Annotated in this window: 17 protein-coding genes and 1 pseudogene; 5 read left to right on the forward strand and 13 right to left on the reverse strand. The window is 62.0% G+C overall.

From position 1 onward, the window contains the following. Positions 1-152: 152 nt before the first annotated feature. The 3 genes from PSAKL28_RS25440 to PSAKL28_RS25450 all read right to left on the reverse strand — a co-directional run bounded on the left by PSAKL28_RS25440 (position 153) and on the right by PSAKL28_RS25450 (position 3,366). Positions 153-785 carry a LysE family transporter gene (locus PSAKL28_RS25440; RefSeq protein WP_038615750.1) on the reverse strand — a complete coding sequence of 211 codons (633 nt, stop codon included), beginning with the start codon at positions 783-785 and terminating at the stop codon, positions 153-155. An 83-nt stretch (positions 786-868) separates the two neighbouring features. Continuing rightward, positions 869-1,447, reverse strand: coding sequence for a mechanosensitive ion channel domain-containing protein (locus tag PSAKL28_RS25445; protein ID WP_371262016.1), 579 nt, complete (start codon positions 1,445-1,447; stop codon positions 869-871). Between the two features lie 8 nt (positions 1,448-1,455). Further along, positions 1,456-3,366 (reverse strand): ATP-binding cassette domain-containing protein, encoded by a 1,911-nt coding sequence (locus PSAKL28_RS25450; protein WP_038615753.1) that lies wholly within the window; start codon positions 3,364-3,366, stop codon positions 1,456-1,458. 50 nt (positions 3,367-3,416) lie between these two features. Here PSAKL28_RS25450 and PSAKL28_RS25455 point away from each other — a divergent pair, with 50 nt between their 5' ends. Then, positions 3,417-3,899 carry a TIGR02444 family protein gene (locus PSAKL28_RS25455; RefSeq protein ID WP_038615756.1) on the forward strand — a complete coding sequence of 161 codons (483 nt, stop codon included), beginning with the start codon at positions 3,417-3,419 and terminating at the stop codon, positions 3,897-3,899. Here PSAKL28_RS25455 and PSAKL28_RS25460 read toward each other — a convergent pair. Beyond that, positions 3,875-4,957, reverse strand: coding sequence for an AlgP family protein (locus tag PSAKL28_RS25460; RefSeq protein ID WP_038615758.1), 1,083 nt, complete (start codon positions 4,955-4,957; stop codon positions 3,875-3,877). The genes PSAKL28_RS25455 and PSAKL28_RS25460 overlap by 25 nt on opposite strands. 226 nt (positions 4,958-5,183) lie before the next feature. On the opposite strand from PSAKL28_RS25460, the gene PSAKL28_RS25470 reads away from it, so the two are divergent. After that, positions 5,184-5,849 (forward strand): FKBP-type peptidyl-prolyl cis-trans isomerase, encoded by a 666-nt coding sequence (locus PSAKL28_RS25470; protein ID WP_038615763.1) that lies wholly within the window; start codon positions 5,184-5,186, stop codon positions 5,847-5,849. 14 nt (positions 5,850-5,863) lie between these two features. Here PSAKL28_RS25470 and PSAKL28_RS25475 read toward each other — a convergent pair whose 3' ends face one another. The 8 genes and pseudogenes from PSAKL28_RS25475 to PSAKL28_RS28045 form a co-directional block, all read right to left on the reverse strand. Next, the gene (locus PSAKL28_RS25475) at positions 5,864-6,334 is read right to left on the reverse strand and encodes an Rsd/AlgQ family anti-sigma factor (protein WP_038615765.1); all 471 of its coding nucleotides are present in this window, start codon (positions 6,332-6,334) and stop codon (positions 5,864-5,866) included. A gap of 223 nt (positions 6,335-6,557) precedes the next feature. After that, the gene (locus PSAKL28_RS25480; protein ID WP_038615768.1) at positions 6,558-7,076 is read right to left on the reverse strand and encodes a disulfide bond formation protein B; all 519 of its coding nucleotides are present in this window, start codon (positions 7,074-7,076) and stop codon (positions 6,558-6,560) included. Positions 7,077-7,292: 216 nt separating this feature from the next. Next, the gene (locus PSAKL28_RS25485) at positions 7,293-8,531 is read right to left on the reverse strand and encodes a heme biosynthesis protein HemY (protein WP_038615770.1); all 1,239 of its coding nucleotides are present in this window, start codon (positions 8,529-8,531) and stop codon (positions 7,293-7,295) included. Next, positions 8,528-9,622 carry a uroporphyrinogen-III C-methyltransferase gene (locus PSAKL28_RS28350; RefSeq protein ID WP_038615772.1) on the reverse strand — a complete coding sequence of 365 codons (1,095 nt, stop codon included), beginning with the start codon at positions 9,620-9,622 and terminating at the stop codon, positions 8,528-8,530. The genes PSAKL28_RS25485 and PSAKL28_RS28350 overlap by 4 nt, the downstream gene beginning before the upstream one ends. 45 nt (positions 9,623-9,667) lie before the next feature. Then, positions 9,668-10,435, reverse strand: coding sequence for a uroporphyrinogen-III synthase (locus PSAKL28_RS28355; protein WP_038615775.1), 768 nt, complete (start codon positions 10,433-10,435; stop codon positions 9,668-9,670). Next, on the reverse strand, positions 10,432-11,373 hold the full coding sequence (hemC, locus tag PSAKL28_RS25500) for a hydroxymethylbilane synthase (RefSeq protein WP_038615777.1): 942 nt from the start codon (positions 11,371-11,373) through the stop codon (positions 10,432-10,434). Before hemC ends, PSAKL28_RS28355 begins: the two co-directional genes overlap by 4 nt. Before the next feature lie 118 nt (positions 11,374-11,491). Then, positions 11,492-12,238 carry a LytR/AlgR family response regulator transcription factor gene (locus tag PSAKL28_RS25505; RefSeq protein ID WP_038615778.1) on the reverse strand — a complete coding sequence of 249 codons (747 nt, stop codon included), beginning with the start codon at positions 12,236-12,238 and terminating at the stop codon, positions 11,492-11,494. Continuing rightward, positions 12,235-12,342, reverse strand: a pseudogene (locus PSAKL28_RS28045) (sensor histidine kinase); the annotation flags it as partial. The pseudogene PSAKL28_RS28045 and the gene PSAKL28_RS25505, both read right to left, overlap by 4 nt. A gap of 219 nt (positions 12,343-12,561) precedes the next feature. Here PSAKL28_RS28045 and argH point away from each other — a divergent pair. Continuing rightward, positions 12,562-13,956: an argininosuccinate lyase gene (gene argH, locus PSAKL28_RS25510; protein ID WP_038615780.1), complete on the forward strand. Its 1,395-nt coding sequence runs from the start codon at positions 12,562-12,564 to the stop codon at positions 13,954-13,956. A 52-nt stretch (positions 13,957-14,008) separates the two neighbouring features. On the opposite strand, the gene PSAKL28_RS25515 is transcribed toward argH, so the two are convergent. Beyond that, positions 14,009-14,671 carry a glutathione S-transferase family protein gene (locus PSAKL28_RS25515; protein ID WP_038615782.1) on the reverse strand — a complete coding sequence of 221 codons (663 nt, stop codon included), beginning with the start codon at positions 14,669-14,671 and terminating at the stop codon, positions 14,009-14,011. A gap of 146 nt (positions 14,672-14,817) precedes the next feature. Here PSAKL28_RS25515 and PSAKL28_RS25520 point away from each other — a divergent pair, with 146 nt between their 5' ends. Continuing rightward, entirely contained in the window at positions 14,818-15,102 is a 285-nt protein-coding gene (locus PSAKL28_RS25520) for a hypothetical protein (RefSeq protein WP_038615784.1), read from the forward strand. A gap of 84 nt (positions 15,103-15,186) precedes the next feature. Beyond that, entirely contained in the window at positions 15,187-15,432 is a 246-nt protein-coding gene (locus PSAKL28_RS25525; RefSeq protein ID WP_038615787.1) for a TIGR02647 family protein, read from the forward strand. The last annotated feature ends 109 nt before the right edge of the window (positions 15,433-15,541 follow it).

Below are 15,541 nucleotides of genomic sequence, written 5' to 3' on the forward strand. Positions count from 1 at the left end.
TTTCATCTCGTGCACAAAAAAGGCGACCCTGAGGTCGCCTTTTTCTCACTGTGGGAGCGGCGGTGCGACGACTCGACTTGCCCCGCGATAGCGATCGGTCAGTCACATCGCTTCGCGGGGCAAGCCCGCTCCCACCGAGAACAGCCTAAAACTCAGACTGGCGCCCGGCGAATCGTCGCCAGTAAGGTCGCAGCCCCGAGGAACAACCCGGCAAACGTGCGGTTCATCCGCCGCTGCTGCTTGGGCGTGCGCAGCAAGCGCAGTACCCGTGCCGCCAGGCCGGTGTATCCGGCCATGACCAGCAGATCCACAGTCACCATGGTCGCCGTGATGATCAGGTACTGGGGCAGCAACGGCGCATGCGGATTGATGAACTGCGGCAGTACCGCCAGCATGAAGATCAGCGCCTTGGGGTTGCTGACGTTGACCAGAAAGCCACGGAACACCAGCCCCAGCGGCTTGCCGATCGGTCGCACGGCAGACTCGTCGCTGAGGTCGGCCGGCAAGGCGCGCCACTGTTTGACGGCCAGGTAGACCAGGTAGGCAACGCCGAACCATTTGATCACCTGGAACGCTGTAGCCGAGGCGGCGAGGATGGCGCCAACGCCGGCGGCAATGATCGCAATCTGCAGCACCAGGCCCAGCTGCAGGCCCAGGGCGTTCCAGTAGCCGCGCCAGAAGCCGTACTGCAGACCACAGGACATCGAGGCAATCGCCCCGGCGCCCGGTGAGAGACTGATCACCCAGCATGCGGCAAAAAATGCCAACCACGTTTCCAACGACATCACGCACCTCGGCCATAGCTTGTTACAAAGCTCTAAACTAGTGCGCTGGCGAAAAAATAACCACGGTTTTTTTCAGCGGCCGATCATTTGCCGACGATTTTGTCTTCACCCACCAGCGGCACAATCTCAGCGCCACGCCAGCGCCTGACCGACTTCTGGAAAAACTGGCTGTTGGGCACCTGGACAGTCGCGCCACCGGCCTCCGGCATTTCGATCAGGGTCGTGAACAGCAGGTTGATGGCCACCACCCGCCCTTTCACTCCAGGCTTGTCGATGGTCTCGACCAGCTCCACCACGTCGCCGATGCGAAACGGCCCGACGGTGAAGATCAGCACCGCACACAGCAGGTTCGACAACACACTCCACATGGCGAAGAACGCCACCGCCGCGACGGCGACAAAGCCGGACAAGGCCGTCCACAACACCGTGGCGGAAACGCCCAGGCGCTCGAGTACGAACACCAGCGCGCTGCCCATGATCAGCCAGCGCAGGCCACCGCGTACCGGCATCATCAGCTCCGGGGGCAACGGATAACGTTCGCCCAAGCGCTTCAGGCAGCGCCCGACCAGACGCTGCAGGACAAATGCAGCGCAGAGGATCAGGAGAATCTGCAAGCCCAGCCAGAACGGTGCGATCCACTCCGGCGGCACGGGCAACTGCAACGACGCGATCAAGACAACGCCTCCAACTCCGCCTGCATGGTCTCCAGCTGCTCAAGGGCGGCCATCCAGGCTTCTTCCAGTTCTGCCTCGCGGACTTTGAGCTTGGCCTGTTGGGCCAGTAAGTCGCGCAGCTCATCCTTGCGTGCAGCTTCGTAGATAGCACTGTCACCGAGGCTGGCATCGATCTTTGCCAGTTGCTCATGCAGGGTGCCCAGTTCGCGCTCCAGCTTGTCGGCCTCACGCTTGTGCGGGGCCAGCTGCTGACGCAGCGCTGCCGCAGCCTGACGCTGGGCTTTCTTGTCAGTCTTGTCGGCATTGACTGGCGCGGTACTGACCGGCGCATTGCGCTGGCGATACTCGACCAGCCAGCGGCTGTAGTCGTCGAGGTCGCCGTCGAAGGTTTCAACCTTGCCATCGGCCACCAACAGGAAGTCGTCGGTGGTGCTTTTGAGCAGATGGCGATCGTGGGAAACCACCAGCACCGCACCGCTGAACTCCTGCAGTGCCATGGTCAGTGCCAGGCGCATTTCCAGGTCCAGGTGGTTGGTCGGTTCATCGAGCAGCAGCAGGTTCGGTCGTTCCCAGGCGATCAACGCCAAGGCCAGGCGGGCCTTTTCACCACCGGAGAAATTCAGCACCGGCTCGTCGATCCGGCCGCCGCGGAAGTCAAAGCCACCGAGGAAGTCACGCAGCGTTTGCTCGCGCTCGGTCGGCGCCAGACGCTGCAGGTGCAGCAACGGGCTGGCCTTGTTGTCCAGCGAGTCGAGCTGATGCTGGGCGAAGTAGCCCACCGACAGGTTCTCACCGCGCACCAGACGACCGCTCAATGGCTCCAGCTCGCCGGCCAGGTTCTTGATCAGGGTCGACTTGCCCGCCCCGTTGGGGCCGAGCAAGCCGATACGCGCACCAGGAGTGAGCTGCAGCTTGACCTTCTCAAGGATGGTCTTGTCGCCGTAACCCAGGCGACCTTCGGACAGGTCGAGCAAAGGGCTGGAAATCTTTTCCGATTCACGGAAGACGAAGTCAAACGGCGAGTCCACATGCGCGGCCGAAAGCTCTTCCATGCGTTCCAGGGCCTTGATCCGGCTCTGCGCCTGACGTGCCTTGGTGGCCTGGGCCTTGAACCGGGCGATGTACTTTTCCATGTGCGCGCGCTGCGCCTGCTGCTTCTCGTAGGCCTGTTGCTGCTGGGCCAGACGCTCGGCACGGGTACGCTCGAACGCGGTGTAGCCACCACGGTAGAGCGTCAGCTTGCACTGCTCGACATGGGCGACATGATCGACCACCGCATCGAGAAAATCGCGGTCGTGGGAAATCAGCAACAGCGTGCCCGGGTAGCCCTTGAGCCAATCTTCCAGCCAGAGGATCGCATCGAGATCGAGGTGGTTGGTCGGTTCGTCGAGCAACAGCAGGTCGGAGGGGCACATCAGCGCCTGGGCCAGGTTCAGGCGCATTCGCCAGCCACCGGAGAAGTCGCCGACGCGGCGGTCCATCTGCTCGTTGGTGAAACCCAGACCGGCCAGCAGCTTGCGGGCACGGGCATCGGCGGTGTAGCCGTCGGCGCTGTCGAGCTCGATATGCAGACGCGCCAGCGCCGTACCGTCATGGGCGGCTTCGGCGGCAGCCAGATCGGCCTGGACCTTGCGCAGGCGGATGTCGCCATCGAGCACATAGTCGACTGCCAGGCGGTCGAGGGTATCGACCTCCTGGCGCATGTGTGCGATACGCCAGTCGGCCGGCAGCTGACAGTCGCCGGAGTCGGGCGTCAGCTCACCGCGCAACAAGGCGAACAGGCTGGATTTACCGGCGCCATTGGCGCCGATCAGGCCGGCTTTGTGACCGGCGTGCAGGGTCAACTCAGCGCCTTCTAGCAGGCGCTGGGGACCACGCTGTAAAGTGAGGTTCGATAGTCTGATCATAATGGCCGCGGAGTCTACCAGCTTCGTCGGCAACTGGCGCGAGTGGGACCATGCACACCGACCTGTGGAATTTTGCCCTGAATCTTTACGCCCGCCCAGGTGCCGAGGCGGCCTGCCTGCAGTGGCAGGATCAAGGCGGCGATGTCTGCCTGCTGCTGTGCGCGGCCTGGCTCGACACGCGTGGCGTGATGCCGAACGAGCAACGTCTGCAAGCATTACGGGAAGTGGCCGAGACCTGGCAGAGCAACGTGGTCAAACCGCTACGCAGTTTGCGTCAGCAATGGCGCAATGCGGCGATGCAGGATCCGCAGCTGGCGAATTTGCGCGAGCACGTGAAGGGACTGGAACTGAAGGCGGAGCGCATTGTGCTGGAGCGCTTGCAGGAGGCCTGTGAGGGCTGGGCAGCAACACCCGAAGCTGACATCGATTGGCTGCAATGCCTGACGTCATTGGACGGTGGTGTGCATCACGACGCACTGCATACGCTGCGCGCCGTGATGCAGTCGACTCAGGATGCCGAAGATGGCGTCTGAGTTGGCGTTACCGAGGATGCAGGTGCAGTCGGTGCGCTGCTCGCCGGTGCACTGACCGCAGGAGCGGGTGCGGAAGCTGCTGGCGCAGGTGCGCTGGCAGGCTTGGCGGCAACAGGCTGTGCGGCCGGTTTGGCAGGTGCTTTTGCAGCAGGACGGGCCGCAGGTTTGGCCGCTGTTTTCGCGGCAACAGGCTTGGCCGCTGCTGGCTTGGCGGGTGCTTTCGCCGCTGCCGGTTTGGCCGCAGGCCTGGCAGGTGCTTTCGCCGCAACAGGCTTGGCTGCTGGTTTGGCCGCTGCTTTCACTGCGGGTTTGGCAACTGCAGGTTTAGCCGCTGGCTTGGCGGCAGGTTTTGCAGCAGCGGTTCTGGTGGCGGGTTTTGCCGCCGCTCTGGTTGCAGGCCTGGCTGCCGGTTTTGCCGCTGCAGGTTTGGCAGGCGCTTTCGCCGCAGCGGGTTTAGCTGCGGCAGTTTTGGCCGCAGGTTTAGCGGGTGCTTTTACTGCAGCAGGCTTGGCGGCTGGTTTGGCAGCAGCGGTACGTGCAGGTGCTTTTACTGCTAGCTTGGCAGCGGCTTTGACCGCAGGTTTGGCGGCAGGCTTGCTCGCAGCTTTTACCGGTGCCTTGGCGGCCGGCTTGGCCGCGGCAGCAGCAGGTTTTGCCTCGCGCTGAGTCAGCGCCTTGGCAGCCGCTTCCTTGACCTTGCCAACACCCTGGGCCAGTTTCAGGCTTTCCTGGGCATCGCGCTTGAGCTGCAGAATGTAGGTGCGAGTCTGCGACTGGCGCTCTTTCAGCGAGTCGAGCAGCTCTTCCAGTTCAGCCGCTGCCGACTTGGCTTTGGCCTGTGCCTTGGCTTTTCCGGACTTGGCTGCGTCTTGCAATTTGAGACGAGATTTGTGCAGTTTTTCTTGTGCCTTGCCGCGTTGTTTTTCCAACTTGGCGAGCAGTTTTTCAGCATCAGCCAGCGCTTGCGAGCAGGCATTTTCCAAATGATCGAGCAGGCTGCCCGAGAGTTGCTGGAGCAGGTGCAACGGCGTACTTACTGGCTTCTTATTGGCCGACATGGTTTACCTCCTGGCTGACGAGAGTGCGGCTCATACTATGCTTCTGCTGCTACCGCCGCTAGGGCATGTTGACAGTATCGAAGGCGCCGCGTTGCATGCCTGGGCAAAGTTGTTATCGCTGCAGCTGGGAACAAGTGTAGATGCTTCGCAACGTGTTGCTGATATTTGCACGAAGTCGCAGAGCAAGGCTGGCATACTTTACTTCCGCTGAAGCAGGAGTACGCCAGTGTCGCGCTATCTAGTGTTAGCTGTTTTTCTATTACCGGCAGCGCTCTTGGCAGCGCCCGCCGAAACCACGACAAATGATCACGACCTGGCCTACAGCCTGGGCGCAAGCCTTGGTGAACGGCTGCGTACAGAAGTTCCTGACCTGCAACTGGATGCCTTGCTTGAGGGGTTACGCCAGGCCTATCAGAACAAGCCGCTGGCCCTGAGCAAAGAGCGCATGGCGGCAATACTCGGCGAACATGAAACCCGCGCCAACGAAGCAGCGCTACATGCGCAAAGTGAACAGTTACTGGGCGCAGAAAAACGCTTCATGGCCAATGAGCGGGCCCGCGCAGGTGTGCGCGAATTAGCCGCAGGCATTCTGGTGACAGAACTGATCAAAGGCAGCGGAGCCAAACCCGGCGCCAAGGGCAAAGTCCAGGTTCGCTATGTCGGCAAGTTGCCAGACGGCACTATCTTCGATCAGAACCAGCAAGCGCAATGGTTCAATCTGGACAGTGTGATCGAGGGGTGGCAAGTAGCATTGCCGGAGATGGCGACAGGGTCCAAGTGGCGTCTGGTGATTCCTTCAGCCCAGGCATATGGCGCCGAAGGCGCGGGCGACCTTATTGCGCCCTATACGCCACTGGTGTTCGAGATCGAGCTGCTTGGGGTCGCCGACTGAAGTCGGCACACCCATCAGGCCTGTACCGCGCCCTCTTCGCTGTGCGCGTTGTGCAGTACTTCGATCAGGCAGTCTTCGAGTTCGAAGCGCTCATGCAGCAGGCTGCCGAGTTCGGTCAATTTCTTCGCAAAGCGCTCAGGGTCGTTGCAGTCACCCTTGTCGCAATGATCGTTGAAAGCCGAGGCAATTTCGGTGGTCGCATCGATTCGGGGGCTGATCTGCTTCGCCAGCTCCAGGCCTCGCGTATCGCCAAAAGCCTTGGCTTCGCTGACCAGTTGCTCGCTCACTTCGAAATGCCAGGCTGACACATAATCGATCAGCACCGCACAGAAGTCCCGGCTCTTGTCCTTGTCGGCGAATGCCGGCTTGGCATCGCGCAACTCACGAAAGGCCGTTACCAGCTCTGCACGCTCATCCAACCAGCGGTCAATGAGCTTGTGAACCCCACCCCAGCGTTCCTGAGCATTCTGACAACTATCTAGCATGGCGATCTCTTCCCTTCTGGGTAATGCGCCTGCCCCCGCTCGCAAGTGTGCGCAGCAATGGTGAAATCAGCAGACGGCATCGAGCAGCTGTGTTTTCGGTATGCGTGCAGGGAGATTATTCCCGTGCGCCCTTGGCTTCAAGGTACGCAGACGACAAAGTTCATACAAGTGTTTAATACTTTCTGAAGCTGCCGCCGGTCGTTTGCATCTGCAATCGATTGCTTCAGTTTTTTGCCGGATGGCTGATGAGCGAACGCTTGTGCGCACACAGGCGCAAAAGCAGCAGTGCGGCCAACAGTACAAACGACAGCAAGCTCCACTCGGGGACCGTCAAGTCGAGAAAACTCCAGTTGATGGGCGTGCATTCAGGGCTGCCGAGCACCATGATTTTGAGCGACTGGCTCAGGGGCAGGCTTTCGAAGAAATAGCTCATCGATGGCTGGCACCCCATGTTCGCCAGCGGCGTGCCTTGCAACCACACATGCCTGGCTGCGAGCAGCGCTCCACCCGTGGCGAAGAACAGCGCCAGCGCCGCATAAAGGCGCGCCCCAAGGCGCCCGGGAGCGTGCACCACCGCACACAGGCAGACCAGTGCAAAGCCCCCCAGAAACAGCCGCTGGCTGTAGCACAGCGGACACGGTTCCAGCGCCATGCCCCATTCAAGATAGAACGCAGCAGCCAGCATCAGTACCGAGGCCAGCAAGGCCGGAAGGAACATTGAACGCAAGCGAGCCAACGGCATGGTAGTTCCGCAATCGAGATGGGCAGACTTCAACGGTAGAGGATTGCCGCATCTTGTTTCAAGGCGCGACAAATAGGATAAGTCGTTGACTACAAAGGGAATGGTCGCGAAACAAGCTAGAAATATATTCAGCTATTGTCGGACGAGGGCGTAGGGATTTGTAGGCGTTTTCGTCTAAGGCTTGGGCTTGCGGTTTAGCGCAAGCCCAAGGGTAGCTCAAGCTCGAACAGCTTCTGGCAAGGGCAGCGCCAGCAGGCGTTCGTCCAGCAGGCCCAGCCCCTCCTGGAACAGCTGGTTGCTGCGCTCGGTATCACCCAGCCCGGCCAGCAGGCGTGCCAGTTCGGCGCAGGCCTCGGGATTGCGTTGCAGGCGCAAGCTGCTTTCCAGGTAGTCACGCGCCTTGCCCCACAAGCGATTCTGCAGGCTCAACCGCCCCAGGGTGAGCAACAGGCCAGGGTCATCGCCGTGCTGCTTCAACCAGCCTTCGGCGGTCTGCAGCTGGCGCGCCAGATCAGTGCCGCGCACCAGGCCGTAGAGCCGCGCCAGGTGGCTCTCATACTGGCGCTTGAGCGCTGTGCGCAGCACCTCTTCCGCGTCGCTCTCCGCCCCCAGCTGACGCAACTGCTCGGCATAGGCCAACACCAGTTGCGGCTCCTGACGCTGGGCGGTAGTCAGCTGCTGCCAGGCCCGCTCCAGGGACTGACGGGCACTTTGCTCCTCACCTTCACGGCTGGCGGCCAGGCTGAGGTTCTCGCCCCAGGCGCGTCGCTCCAGCTCCGCCAGTTCAGTGGCGGGCAGGACCTTGTCCTTGCGCAACTCAGGCAACAACCGGATCAGCGCCGACCAGTCACCGCGCTCACGGTACAGCCGCTGCAACAAGCGCAGCACCTGGGCGTTATGCGGATGACGCTCTTGCATGGCCTGCAGGGTGACCAGAGCGGCATCGCTCTCACCGTGATCCATCTGCAGCTGGGCGTGGCTCAAGGCAATCGCCAGCTCCGCTTGCGGCTGGCGCTCCAGGGCGCGTTCGAGCAGGTTGTCACGGTCCTCGGTACGCCCCAGTTCGTTCGCGGCGCGTGCAGCGCCCAGGTAGTACAGCAGCGGTTGACGCTCCGCTTCGGCGGCGCGTTGCAGGTGGCGCTGAGCGCTGGCCCAGCGACCCTCGGCAAGGTCCAGCTGGCCCTGCTCGATGGCCAGACGGGTACGACGACTGCGGTTGCGGCGCGACCAGGGATTGACCACACCGCTGGAGGTCAGCACCAGGCCGACCAGATAGCGCACCAGCAGCACGGCGAGAATGATGCCGGCCAACACCGCCAGTGCCGCCCAGAGCCCGGATTGATAGCGAAAGCTGCCGTAGGAAATCAGCACATAACCGCTGTGCTTGGCGATCGCGATCCCGAGTGCGGCAGCCGCCGCAATGGCCACCACCGCCAACAGGTAGACGCGCTTCATGGTTTGCCCTCCTCGGCCGGCAAGTGCCGGCGCTCGAGGTAGGCTTGAACCGCGCTAAGGCTGTCGGCAAGGTCCGGGACCACAACCGACACCGGCTCTTCGGCCAGGGCATTGAGGCTGTCGAGCATTGCCTTGCTTTGCGGGTTGTCCGGGTTGAAGTTGGCCAGCAGAACGCTGCGCGCATCATCCAGGGCCTGGGTATACACCTTGGCTTCACCGTTCAGCGCAGCCCACTGGGCCTGCTCGATGGTCAGGCTGAGCGCCAGACGCAGTTGATTGAGCGACTGCCCGGCAAGCAATGGGCGAACATTTTCGTCAGCGTTGAAATCAATCTGGAAGTACTTGGACAGCTCCGCCCACCACTGCGACCAGCGACTGGCGCCATCGCCATCGGCGGTCAAGGCGCCCAGGGCATTGGCATCGCTGTTGAATTCCGGCGACACCGCACTGAGCTGCTGTACCAGTTCACGCTGGGCCGCCAGCTTCAGGAACAAGCCGGTACGGTCCGGTTGCTGGACGCTGCTGAGGGTGGCCAGGCTTTTCGCCAGCTGCTCACGGGCGGCAAAGGCACCCGGGTCGCTCTGCTCGCGCAGAATGTCATCGGCACCCTGGACCAGGGCGCGGGCACTGACGATGTCCTGCAGGGCCGACAAGCGCAGACTGGCCAGACGCAGCAAGTGCTCGGCTTCGGCCAGGCGCCAGTCTTTGCGGCTGGCACCGAGAATACTTTCCAGGCGCTGGCTGAGGCGTTGCTGATCACCCTGCAGTTGCGCCACCAGACGACGGCGATCTTCAAGTTCGGTCGCCGCAGGCAAACCCGCCAGTTGCGCCGACATCTGCTGCTCACGCAATTGCAGCGCCTGGGTCTTTTCGCTCAAGGCTTGCAGGTACTGGCCCTGGCCTTGTTCGGCGCCCTGGAGCTGGCGCACCTGCCATACCCCCCAACCGCCAACGGCAACGCCCGCAGCACCGAGCAGCAAGGCCAGGATTGCCAGGCCGTTGCCCGAACGTTTGGCCGGCGGGGTGGTGGAGGGTTCGGACGCGTCAGGCGTCGATTGCAAGTCATCGTTGGGCAAGACAGTTTCGCTCACGTATCCATCCTTTGCATTGGGCTCGTCGCCAATCAGCTTAGCGCTTCAGAGGGCAGGTGCAGGCAATTGCTGCAGGGCTGCCAACAACGCCGCGGCGCTGGCACCGCGACAGTCCACTACATTCTGTGCCCCGGCTTCCCGGGCTTGCGCGGCAACACGCGGGCTGGGCACGAACAGCGGCAACTGCGCCAGCTGCGGCCACTTCTCCCCGGCCAGTTGCCGCAAGTGTTCAAAACCCTGCCCACTGCTGACCACCAGGCCGTTCAGGCGTTCCTCGGCAACTCGCGCGGATAACGCGCCGTCCGGGTAGGCCGGCAGGTAGCGGCGGTAGAGTTGCAGATAATCGACACTAGCACCTTGCTCGGTGAGACGCTCGGCGAGCAATTCGCGCCCGCCTTCACCTCGCATGATCAGCACCCGCGGTGCCGGGCCGGCAATCGCCTGGTGCAACGCGGGCAGTTGCAGGAGTGCTTCGCTGTCATCGCCGGCCGGCGGGAAGCTGACCTGACAGCCCTGGTCCTGAAGAATCTGCGCAGACGCAGCCCCCACGGTAAACCAGGCTGACGGAGGCAGCTGCGGCCAATAGCGGGACAGTTCCGCCAGCCCCAGGCGCGCAGCCGGCTTGCTGACCACGATGATCGCAGCGTAACGATCAAACGCGCGCAGCAGGCCGAGCTGGGACCCATCCAGGCTCACCGCCTCGATCTCCAGCAGCGGCAGACTGCTGCTGGCAACCCCTTGCTCAGCCAGCACCTGTGCCAGCGCGCTGCATTCTTCCGCCGGCCGGGTCAGGAGCAGGCGCCAGCCGCTCACGGGTGACCGGCCTCGCCATACACGGCTTTGAGGATGTCTTCGGCGCCTTGCTTGAGCAGGTCTTCGGCAACCTGGACGCCCAGGGCCTCAGCATCGCCACGCGGCGCACGGGCCTGAGCGGTCAGCAGCTTGCCACCGCTCGGTTCGCCGACCAGGCCTCGCAGCCACAGCTGGTCGCCCTCCAGCACGGCGTAACAGGCGATCGGCACCTGGCAGCCGCCATTGAGGTGCTTGTTCAGCGCTCGCTCGGCAGTCACGCGGTCAGCCGTGTCCTGATGGTGCAAAGGCGCCAGCAGCGCATGGATTTCGCGGTCGGCGCTACGGCATTCGATACCCACCGCGCCCTGGCCACCGGCAGGCAGGCTGTCATCGACACTGATGCCGGAGGTGATGCGATCTTCAAAGCCGAGACGAATCAGGCCGGCGGCAGCGAGGATAATCGCGTCGTACTCGCCGGCGTCGAGCTTGGCCAGACGGGTGTTGACGTTGCCGCGCAGAAAACGGATCTCGAGGTCTGGGCGACGGCTCAGCAGCTGGGCCTGACGACGCAGGCTGGAGGTGCCGACGATACTGCCGGCAGGCAGCTCATCGAGGCTCTTGAAGGTATTGGAAACAAAGGCGTCACGCGGGTCTTCGCGCTCACAGATGCAATACAGGCCCAGCCCCTCGGGGAAGTCCATCGGCACGTCTTTCATCGAGTGCACGGCGATGTCGGCCTGGTTTTCCAGCAACGCGGTTTCCAGTTCCTTGACGAACAGGCCCTTGCCACCGATCTTCGACAACGGCGAGTCGAGCAGCTTGTCGCCGCGACTGACCATAGGCACCAAGGTTACCAGCAGACCAGGGTGGGCCTGCTCCAGACGGGCTTTGACGTATTCGGCCTGCCACAGGGCAAGGGCACTTTTACGCGTGGCAATGCGGATTTCGCGAGTGGACATGGATCGATCCGTACAAAGATAGATGTAACGGATGATACCAGTTCATTCAGACCCGCTTGCAGATCTATGTCACAGGAGAAATTAACCATCCCTGGTAGGAATATTCTCCAATCCCGGCCTAGAGGTGCTGCATCATCTTGCGCACGCCCGCCACATGCCGGCGGCTGACAATCAGCGCATCGCCATTGAGGCCTTTGAGAAACAGCTGAAAATGCCCCAGCGGCGTGCGCTGCAAACGCTCGATGCGGTTGCGGGCCACCAGGGCATTGCGGTGAATACGTACAAAACGATCACCAAACTCGTCTTCCAGTGCCTTGAGTGGCTCATCCAGGAGCACTTCGCCGGATTCATGGCGCAAGGTCACGTACTTGTGGTCGGCGATAAAATAAATCACCTGGTCCAGGGGAATCAGCTCGATGCCTTTGCGGGTCCGCGCGCTGATATGGCTGCGCGGGCCACTGCCGCTCTCGGCTGCCGGACGCGTCAGCGCCGCCAGCTGCACCCGGCTGGGGCGCTCGGCCTTGCGCAACGCCTCACGCAAGGCATCGGCGGTCACCGGCTTGAGCACATAACCAAGCGTGCTCTCCTTGAAGGATTCTACGGTGAATTCGCCATCCGCCGCACAGAACACCACGGCAGGCGGAGCTTCGCGCTCACACAAGCGGGCAGCGACCTGGAGACCATCCAGACCCGGCATGCGGATGTCGAGCAGGACCACCTCGGGTTTGAGGCTGTCAATAAGGGCCAGAGCCTCTTCGCCATTGGTGGCGCTGGGCTCCAGCACTGTATAGCCCCCCAGTTCGCCAAGCAGTCGGCTCAGGCGTTCCCGGGCTTGGGGTTCGTCATCAACGATCAGGACATTCATATTGCGCTGGATTCCTGCGTGAGTCTCGCACAAGGGTAGCGTAGACGGGTGAGGTGACGACCGTCACGGCGATCCACGCTCAGACTCGCACGATGGCTAAAGATTCACTGGTTCAGCATGAAACATGCCGAGCCTCTGTCCAACTGTAGACGGTTGCCGGAACGCTGCCGTTCATTCGATAAATATCCTGTTGCGAACGCCCTGTCGCCTGCCTTTACCGCGACATAATCACGCATTTGCCCCGACCGCCGTCCTGCGGCACGCGCCTCAACCCTGTTATCATCGACGCCACTTTTCCGTTCACGCCTTCAACGAGTGAATCCATGAGCACCGACAAGACCAATCAGTCCTGGGGCGGCCGCTTCAGTGAGCCCGTCGACGCCTTCGTCGCCCGTTTCACCGCCTCCGTCAATTTTGACCAGCGCCTGTACCGCCACGACATCATGGGTTCGATCGCCCACGCCACCATGCTGGCGAAGGTCGGCGTGCTCACAGACGCCGAGCGCGACACCATCATCGATGGCCTGAAAACCATCCAGGCTGAAATCGAGGCCGGCAACTTCGACTGGCGCGTCGACCTTGAAGACGTGCACATGAACATCGAAGCACGCCTGACCGACCGCATCGGCATCACCGGTAAAAAGCTGCACACCGGCCGCAGCCGCAACGACCAGGTCGCCACCGACATCCGCCTGTGGCTGCGTGACGAAATCGACCTGATCCTGGCCGAGATCACCCGCCTGCAGCAGGGCCTGCTGGAGCAGGCCGAGCGCGAAGCCGAAACCATCATGCCCGGCTTCACCCACCTGCAGACCGCCCAGCCAGTGACCTTCGGCCACCACCTGCTGGCCTGGTTCGAGATGCTCAGCCGCGACTACGAGCGTCTGGTCGACTGCCGCAAGCGCACCAACCGCATGCCCCTGGGCAGCGCCGCGCTGGCGGGCACCACCTACCCGATCGATCGCGAACTGACCTGCCAGTTGCTGGGCTTCGAAGCCGTAGGCGGCAACTCGCTGGACGGCGTCTCCGACCGCGACTTCGCGATTGAATTCTGCGCCGCGGCCAGCGTGGCGATGATGCACCTGTCGCGCTTCTCCGAAGAGCTGGTGCTGTGGACCAGCGCGCAGTTCCAGTTCATCGACCTGCCTGACCGCTTCTGCACCGGCAGCTCGATCATGCCGCAGAAAAAGAACCCGGACGTTCCCGAGCTGGTTCGCGGCAAGACCGGCCGTGTGTTCGGCGCCCTGACCGGCCTGCTGACCCTGATGAAAGGCCAACCGCTGGCCTACAACAAGGACAACCAGGAAGACAAAGAGCCGCTGTTCGACGCCGCCGACACCCTGCGCGATTCGCTACGTGCCTTTGCCGACATGATCCCGGCGATCAAGCCGCGCCACGCGATCATGCGCGAAGCCGCCCTGCGTGGTTTCTCCACCGCGACCGACCTGGCTGACTACCTGGTACGTCGTGGCCTGCCGTTCCGTGATTGCCACGAAATCGTCGGCCACGCAGTCAAGTACGGTGTCGATACCGGCAAGGACCTGGCCGAGATGAGTCTGGAGGAGCTGCGCCAGTTCAGCGACCAGATCGAACAGGATGTATTCGCCGTGCTGACCCTCGAAGGTTCGGTCAACGCCCGTGACCACATCGGCGGTACCGCCCCGGCTCAAGTACGCGCCGCCGCAGCCCGCGGCAAGGCGTTGCTGGCCAGCCGCTAAGCCCTGCGCACAGGCTCGCCGGCATCCTGCCGCGAGCCTGCTGCATCCACTGTCAGCGCTTGCCGCCGCGCACCATTTCAAGGAACGCAGGCATCTGCGCCTCCTTGTCAGCCGCGATTTTCTGCACATTCGGATTGTTCTTGAAACGTTCAAGCAGCTCGCGTGCTTGCGGGAAGTCTTCCAGCACATCGATACCGAAGATCTTTTTGCCCACCGCATAAGCCAGATCGACGCTGAAGCAGAACATCACGTCGGCGATGGTCAGGCTGTCGCCAGCGACATACGGGCTGAATTTGCCGTTGCGCTTGAGGGTGGCAATACCTGCCAGCAGCTCGGCTTTGGCCTTGTCCTTGATGGCCGGGTCGACCTGGGCGCCGAAGAAGGCTTCGGGGTAGCAGGCGCGGGCAGGCAACTCGATGTACAGCTCGATCTCCTTGGCCAGTTCGTGCACCTTGGCCTGAGCGAAAACCCCTTCAGGCAACAGCGCCTTACCCGCCTGGGTCCGCTCGATGTAATCGAGGATCAGGTTGGTTTCACTGAGAAAACCGTGCTCGGTCTCCAGCGTCGGCACCTTGCCGCGCGGGCTTTTCTGCAGTGCTTCGGGGCTCTGGCCGCCGAAAAACGGCACTTCTTCAAACGGTACACCCTTTTCCAGCAGCGCCAGCTTGACCATGTTGTAGTAGTTGCTGACGGCAAATCCATAAAGCTTAAGCATGAAAACAGCCTCCAGGCCGTAAAGGGGTTGGCCGGATTGTTATAGACCCATGACCGGGTACTGACCAGCATCATGGAGATTGTCGATAGCCGGGCATTGACGCTTGGCTCATGGCAAACTGGGTGCCCCTTCAGAGGAGATCGCCCATGAGCGAGCCAACCGACATCGACAGCGACGAAGAAGAGTTCGCCGAGTCGACCCTGATCGAAGCGATCGAGAACCAGATTGAAAGCGACAACCCGCCAGCGGCCAAAGCCACGTTCAACAAGCTGACCCTGGTGGGTTACGAGCGCGAAGACATCCTCAACCTCATGGCCCATGTGCTGGCCCACGAGATTGACGCGATGCTCGAAGAAGACCGTGCGTTCAACACCGAATGGTATGAAACCGCTTTGCGCGCCCTGCCCGAGCTGCCGCCGGAAAAGGACTGAAGCAAAGCAGGATTTCCCTGACTACACTGCAAAACTAGGCACCGGCGACGGTGCTGCCCTCCTTGTCTGGAAGTCGGAGTCTCTATGTCGTTTACCCCCGAACTGATCGCCGAGCTGGAAGTCCTTGCCCTGTTCAACCTGGATAGCAGCCAGGAAGGCATCAAGGTCCATAACACTGCCTCCAAAGAACTCATCGCTGCAGCTCAACGCCTGTACGACAAGCAACTGACCGACCAGCCTGATGGCGGTTATCTGACCAGTCTGGGGCATGACGCTGCCGAGCACGCGCAGCAGCTGCTGACCATCCTGAACGTCGCCCAGCCTGCCTGAGAACAATGATCATCGCGGGGCAAGCCCGCTCCTACAGGGTTAATCACCACCTGTGGGAGCGGGCTTGCCCCGCGATGCATTGAGCGCTAATAAAATGGCGTCAAAATTA

Origin of the sequence: Pseudomonas alkylphenolica (genome assembly GCF_000746525.1) — a bacterium.
GTDB lineage: Bacteria > Pseudomonadota > Gammaproteobacteria > Pseudomonadales > Pseudomonadaceae > Aquipseudomonas > Aquipseudomonas alkylphenolica.